5 protein-coding genes are annotated in these 6,376 nt (G+C 58.7%); 2 read left to right on the top strand and 3 right to left on the bottom strand.

Annotated features, from left to right (window positions below; all coding sequences use genetic code 11):
• Positions 1-257: 257 nt before the first annotated feature.
• From AB5164_RS09600 to AB5164_RS09590, 3 genes are all read right to left on the bottom strand, one after another.
• Positions 258-830: a hypothetical protein gene (locus AB5164_RS09600; RefSeq protein ID WP_368142954.1), complete on the bottom strand. Its 573-nt coding sequence runs from the start codon at positions 828-830 to the stop codon at positions 258-260.
• Between the two features lie 400 nt (positions 831-1,230).
• Positions 1,231-3,180, bottom strand: a complete 1,950-nt coding sequence (locus tag AB5164_RS09595) for a C69 family dipeptidase (protein WP_368142956.1) — start codon at positions 3,178-3,180, stop codon at positions 1,231-1,233.
• A 408-nt stretch (positions 3,181-3,588) separates the two neighbouring features.
• Entirely contained in the window at positions 3,589-4,506 is a 918-nt protein-coding gene (locus AB5164_RS09590) for a diacylglycerol/lipid kinase family protein (protein ID WP_368142957.1), read from the bottom strand.
• Between the two features lie 98 nt (positions 4,507-4,604).
• On the opposite strand from AB5164_RS09590, the gene rnd reads away from it, so the two are divergent.
• A complete protein-coding gene (rnd, locus tag AB5164_RS09585) occupies positions 4,605-5,738 on the top strand; it encodes a ribonuclease D (protein WP_368142958.1) in 1,134 nt (377 codons plus the stop codon).
• Positions 5,739-5,802: 64 nt separating this feature from the next.
• On the top strand, positions 5,803-6,376 hold a 574-nt coding region (locus AB5164_RS09580), incomplete at its 3' end, for a zinc metallopeptidase (protein WP_368148049.1).

Genomic DNA, 6,376 nt, shown 5'->3' with positions numbered 1-6,376 from the left:
GGCCCGTTCTGGGCGCGCCTCAATCGTAGCCCGAGACGGTCCCGGGCTGACAATTTCGACTGTAATGGACGTTCTTGAATGACTAGTCGTTTAAGAACGTCCCCAAAAGCTAGTCGTTGGGACAGTTTTTGGTGGTGAAGCACGGAGACGGCTTTACGAGGGGCCCCAGGTTGGCGCGAGAAAGAGGAGCGAAGCGTACTTGGGTACGCGAGCGACGAATGAACGCCAAGATGGGGTGGCTCGTAAAGCCGAGCGGGTTAGTTGAGCCTAAGAGCCTTCTGGATGGGCAGGTAGAGGGCGCCGACCAGAATGGCGTTAAAGACGGCGGTCATGGCAACGACGGGCAGCATGGCGGCGGCGAGCTCGCCGACCACGCCGAGCATGGCCATCTTGATGATCATGAAGATGACGCCGGAGACAAAGGTGGTCAGGAAGGTTGCGACAATGGCGATGGCGGGCTTGACCTGACCGTTCTTGTCGGCGGCGTTGACGATGCCGGCCATGAGCATGGCGGCGATGCCCTCGGCGGCAAAATCGACAAACGGCGAGGTGGTGGTGATCTGGATCACGGCAGCCGAGATGAGGCCAATGACGAACGCCTGGCCGATGTTGGGGCGAACGACCAGGATGGTGAGGCAGAAGGCCGAGATGATGAACTCGGGGCTGATCATGCCGCCCGAGATGCCCGAGATGGCCTTGCCGACGGTGAAGTTGAGGATGAAGCCGGCAGCGAGCAGGATGGCGAGCAGGACGAGGGCGCGGACGTCGAGTTTGCCGCGGTCGGCGGTCTGGACGGTGCGGGGCTGGGCGGCGGTGGTGTTCTGAGACATGGTGAAAATCCTTTCGGAATGGGGGTGCAAGAGAAAAGCGGAGGCGCGTGATGCGAATGCGATCGGGCTCGAGATAGAAAAAGGCCCCCGGTCGAAACCGGAGGCCTTCCAATCACCTAGAGCGCAAAAACAGGCGTGAGGGACTCACTGTCGACCGATCGTATTCGCATCACGCCACCACCAGTTGTTGAGAGACTTCATCGTGTTCTTCATGTTGGTGGCTCCTTTCGTGATGCCGTGGCGCGGTCGCATCTAGTTGCTGTTGCGCTGCACTATAGCACAGCGAAGTGTGTGCGGGGAAATCTTTTTTGAAAAGATTTCAGGCGGGTTTCCCGCCGGTCAAAAGAGCGGGCTGAGCGGGCGAGGCTGCCATTGCTGCCTTGTCCGCTCAGCTAAGACGTTACTCCTTATTGCGACGGTAGAGGAAGTAACCGCCCGCGGAGATGACGGCAACGCCAGCGATGGCGAATGCGGCCACCATGCGGCCATCAAAACGATCGCCGGTGGTGGGCAGGCCGCCCTTGGTGTTCGTCTTGTTGGTGGTTACCGTGGTCGTGGTGTCCGACTTGCCAGGCTTCTCGGGCTTGGTGGTGGGCTGCTCGGGCTTAGCGGGCTGCTCGGGGGTACCGGGCTGCTCAGGAGTACCGGGCTGCTCAGGAGTACCAGGCTGATCCGGGGTTACCGGGTCGGTGGCAAGAGCGTCCTTGGCGTAGGTGATGGACACCTTGAGGCCGTTGATCTCGGTGTTCAGGTCGCTCGGGGTGAAGGGCTGGTCGAAGTTTTCGGCCTTCTGATAGGCGCGCATCTCCTGGAGCAGGGCCTTGCACTTCTTGTAGGTGTTCTCGGTAGCAGCCTTGCCGGCCTTGTTGGCCAGGGCAGTGCGGCCCTCGGTGGTCGTCTCGGCTAGCATGGCGGCGTCAACTTCCTTGTTCTGCTCGATGAGCTCGTTCTGGAGCGCATCGAGGTAGGCACGGACGCTGATACCAAGGGTGTCAGGGTTCTCAAAGCAGAGCGAGCTGATGTCCATGAGGACGTAGTTAATTGAGTTCTCGGGCTCCTCGTTGTACACGACGTCAGTCTGTTTGCAGTGATCGAAGGAGACGGTCTGATCGCTGAAGTACGGGCTGACCTCAGTTATCAGAGCGGAGTACAACGGGATGGCGACGGAGTACGCGGCGCGGGAGAGCATTTCCCACTGGATGGTAGCGACTTCGGGGTCATACCCGCGACGAATCTGGAAGAGGTTGATCTCGGTGTTGCGCTCGCTGCCGATGCAATAAACACCATCAGTGTTCGCGTTGAGGCCAGGGACGTTCTCGCCGCGGTTGCCAAAGGCACGAATCAGCTCAAAGGTGCTCCAGCCAGACTTGCCAGGCCTGAAGAACAGGGGCTGGATTTCGCTGACCATGGCTCCCTTTTGGTCAGGTTTTCCATCCTTCTTTACTGTGATAATGTCGTAATCTGTGCCTTCGGTCAGCTGACTACCAAAATAATCGCGGCCTTGCACATAGCGGGACCACTGGTTTACGCCGGAATCGGCGAGGCTTTCGCCATACGTTTGGGCGACATCGAATTTGCCGTCAGCGGAGTATTTGGCGAAGCCCTTCTCCACGGGCATGGACTCGATGCCCTCGGAGTGTAGGCAGTTCTCGGGGTCATCAAGGTCGACATCGTAGTTGAGGCTCCCGATATTAGGGTTGAGCGACGCGACGTCGTCAGCGAGCTTCATGGCGATCCACTGATGGGCGGAAAGTGTGGCGAACAGCCAGGTCTCGTTGTTGTCGGCGATGATGATCTGGTCGTTGGTGCAGACGCCTTGATCATCGATCAGTCTGCCGAGAAGCTCGACGCCCTCGCGGGCCGTGGCGCTCTCGCCCAGGATGATGCTGCCGTAACTGTACTCGCCCAGACCCACTTTCTCATCGATGTGGTCTGCTGCATCGGCCTCCTCGTTATAGGAAGTGCTTAGCGTGGCAGAGCAGGAGACGCCCTTCTCGTTGATTCCGGCCTCGGAATAGGCGTCGGTGCGACCCATCCAGTTGGAGGGGTGGTCGCGTACATAGCTGTAACGATAGGTAGGCTTGTTCGAAGTGTATTCAAAAGCAGATTCAATCGAGCTGTACTTAAAGCCAGGTTCGTGGGCAGGTTCGATGCCGTAGTGCTTAAGATAGCGCTTGCCAAAGTCCTCGGCACGGCCGTAGTACGTATTACCGTCGGCCGTCAGCTTGTTGCCCATGTATATCTGCGTGCAGGCGAGCGCAGATGTCGGCATGGACATGATGGTTGCAGCTCCAAAGGCGAGGCCTATGCCTAGCTTCTTGAGCGCGTTGACGGGGTGAGTTTTCCTCATTTTCCCTCCCAGCGTGCGAAAGCCCTCCGTTGCCAGAGGGCTTCAGCCAATAAAGACACCTCATTAGCGTAACGAACTGGAAACAATATTCATCTATGAAAAAAACTTACTCGATAAGCGTGATGAAATATGCGATGAGCGGTTAATTGTACTCAGTTTGTAGCTTTACTTTAATAAAGACGCCCTGTAATTACTGTAGCCGAATAAAGTAACTGGGAATGCCCGAAATGAAAATCCCCCGCTGTTAGGTAAATGCATAAACAGCAGGGGAGACGATAATTGGATGAATATCATACCAATGTGGAATTACTTCTTCCGGCGGTGGATCACGTTGATCGCATAGCCGACGAGCATGGCCAAAACGATGATGATAAAGCCGAGCAGGGGATTGTCGTTCATAGGGTCCTCCTATTTTCCGAGCGGGGAGAATTCGTCGACGATGAGGTCTAGGCATTGTGGAAGCGCGCGGGCTCCAAAGACGCCCGAATTGCTGGAGATAATCTCGCCATCGAACTGCATGCCCAGTGACGGGGTGCAGGTGATCTTGGCTTCCTTGGTCTGGATGATCTTGAACTGCGGGCGCCCGAGTACCTTGCCGGCGGGGTCAAGCGCAGCGGTGATCACAGTAGGCAGCAGCTGCACGGTGCGCACGGGTTCGATGACCGCAATGTCGACCATGCCATCGTTCATGCGGCAGTCGGGGAACAGGTTGATGTCGTTTTGGATGACCGAGGTGTTGCCGGCCATGCAGCAGATGCCGTCGAGCTCCTCGATAATGCCGTCATGCTCAATCGTAAAGTGCGCTACCGTAGGGTTGGGCGTGGCGAGCGCAGAGAGGAAGTAGGCGATCTCGCCGATGTCGTTTTTGGTGGGGGCGGCCTTCATCATGATCTCGGCGTCGAAGCCCGAGCCGGCGATGATGATAAAGCCGTGGCGCTTCTCGTTGCCGTTCTCGTCGAGCCAAAAGAGCTCGCCCATGTCGACTTTGACCGTGCGACCGGCGCGGCAGGCCTTGGCAAGCGCCGCTGCCTCGGGGGCATTGCCGATGTTGTTAAAGAACAGACAGGCCGTACCGGAGGGGAAGACGAGCGTGGGGACACCGCATCCGCGCATCTGGTCGAGCACGTTGGAGACAGTGCCGTCGCCGCCCGAGACCACCACGCGATCGAATTCGCGCACGTCTGCCACGGCGTCCTCGGGTTCCATGCCATCGCCGATAAAGCGCATCACGACCTCGTCGCCGCCCTGCGCGAGGGCGTGCGTGAATGCGTAGATTTCATCTGAGCTGGGGCCCGATGCCGGGTTGTGGATGATAAGGCAGCGCATACTTACGTTCCCGTTCTGTGACTAACCGAGTATAGTTGTAAGGCAATGCCGATATCCTACCCGTGTTTTTCGGGCCTAACCTTATTCGATGGGTTGATATGTACATTTCCACACATCAGGCTCTACTCGACTTTTGCCAGCGCGCCCGTGAGTTCGACGCGATTGCCGTCGATACCGAGTTTTTGCGTGAGCGCACGTTCCATCCGCGCCTGTGCTTGGTTCAGATTGCCACCCCTGCCGAGAGCGTGGCGGTCGACCCTCTGGTGATCGACGACCTGTCGCCGCTGGCCGAGCTTATGGCCAACGAGAGCGTGACCAAGGTTTTCCACGCGTGCTCGCAGGATATGGAGGTCATGCTCCATACCGTGGGCGTGCTGCCACGACCGATTTTCGATACGCAGGTCGCTGCCGCCTTTTTGGGCGAGCGCCAGCAGATTTCGTATGGCGCGCTTGTTCAGACGTTCTGTGGCGTATCGCTGCCCAAGACCGAGTCGCTGACCGACTGGTCGCGTCGCCCGCTGACCGATAAGCAGATTGAGTACGCGATTGATGACGTCAAGTACCTGATTGTCGCCTATACCGAGATGATGAGCCGCCTGCGCGAGCTGGGCCGGGTGGACTGGGTGCTCGACGAGCTGCGCCCGCTGGCTGACGAGTCGCACTATCGCGCCGATCGCCACGAGGCGTTCCGCAAGGTCAAACGCATCAATTCGTGCAGCCGTCACCAGTTGGGCATCGCGCGCGAGCTCGCCGCCTGGCGCGAGGATCGCGCCGAGCGCCGTAACATCCCGCGCAAGTGGGTCATGTCCGACGACACGCTGCTTGCGCTCGTTAAGCGCAATCCCGTGCGCGTTGAGGAGTTCCGTAGCATTCGCGGTACCGATCAGTTGGGGGAGCGCGACGTGGACAGTGCGCTCATGGCCATCAAGCGTGGCGCAAGCTGCCCGCACGATCGCCTGCCGCTCTTGGTGCGCGGGCATCGCCAGATCTCTCCGGAGCTGGAGAGCGTGACGGATCTCATGTACGCGCTCATCCGCCTGGTTGCCGAGCGCTCGGGCGTGGCGACCTCGGTCATTGCCTCGCGCGATGACCTGGCCGACTACATTGAGCATCCCGAGCGGAGCCCCCTGCGCGAAGGCTGGCGTTTTGAGCTTGTGGGCTCGCGTCTGGACGATCTGCTCTCGGGCAATATGGGGTTGACGGTGAAGGACGGAAAAATCGAATTGCTGTAGGGAAGCCTAGCCGCTTGAATGGGTAAAATGCCTCCAACGTGTAACTCGACTCGGAGGAATTCGCATGCCTTATTACTATGGATACGGCTTTGGCATCGACCCGCTGTACCTGCTGGTTGTTCTTGTCTGCACGGTGCTTGGCCTTGCCGCACAGAACTATATCAACTCGACGTACAAAACCTGGTCCAAGGTTCGCTCGGACGGCGATACGGGTGCCACGGTCGCTCGCCGCATGCTCGATGCCAACGGTTGCAACGCCGTGGGTATCGAGGGCGTTGCCGGCGAGCTCACCGATCATTACAACCCGCAGGACAACAACCTGTATCTGTCGGATGCCAACCGTTCGGGCGGTTCGGTCGCAAGCGTTGCCGTCGCCTGCCACGAGGCGGGCCATGCTGCCCAGCGTCAAAGCGGCTATGCCATGATGAAGGTGCGCACCGCCCTGGTTCCGGTTGTCAACTTTACCCAGAACACTTGGACCATCGTGTTGCTCTTGGGCCTGTTTATGAACATCGCGGGACTCACAACCCTCGCGCTGATCTTCTTCTCGTTTAGCGTGTTGTTCCAGTTGGTTACACTGCCGGTCGAGATTGATGCCAGCCGCCGCGCCGTGGCGTACATCGAGCAGTCGGGCATGA

The organism is Collinsella aerofaciens, assembly GCF_040915425.1.
In the GTDB taxonomy this organism is placed as follows: Bacteria; Actinomycetota; Coriobacteriia; order Coriobacteriales; family Coriobacteriaceae; genus Collinsella; species Collinsella aerofaciens_BW.
The sequence above is the reverse complement of the archived record's forward strand: the minus strand, read 5'-3'. Positions and strand labels throughout refer to the sequence as shown.

Bases quoted from the DNA above. Each gene is read 5' to 3' on its own strand.
- AB5164_RS09590 (WP_368142957.1), bottom strand. From the start codon at position 4,506: ATGCGCTGCCTTATCATCCACAACCCGGCATCGGGCCCCAGCTCAGAT.
- rnd (WP_368142958.1), top strand. From the start codon at position 4,605: ATGTACATTTCCACACATCAGGCTCTACTCGACTTTTGCCAGCGCGCC.
- AB5164_RS09595 (WP_368142956.1), bottom strand. From the start codon at position 3,180: ATGAGGAAAACTCACCCCGTCAACGCGCTCAAGAAGCTAGGCATAGGC.
- AB5164_RS09600 (WP_368142954.1), bottom strand. From the start codon at position 830: ATGTCTCAGAACACCACCGCCGCCCAGCCCCGCACCGTCCAGACCGCC.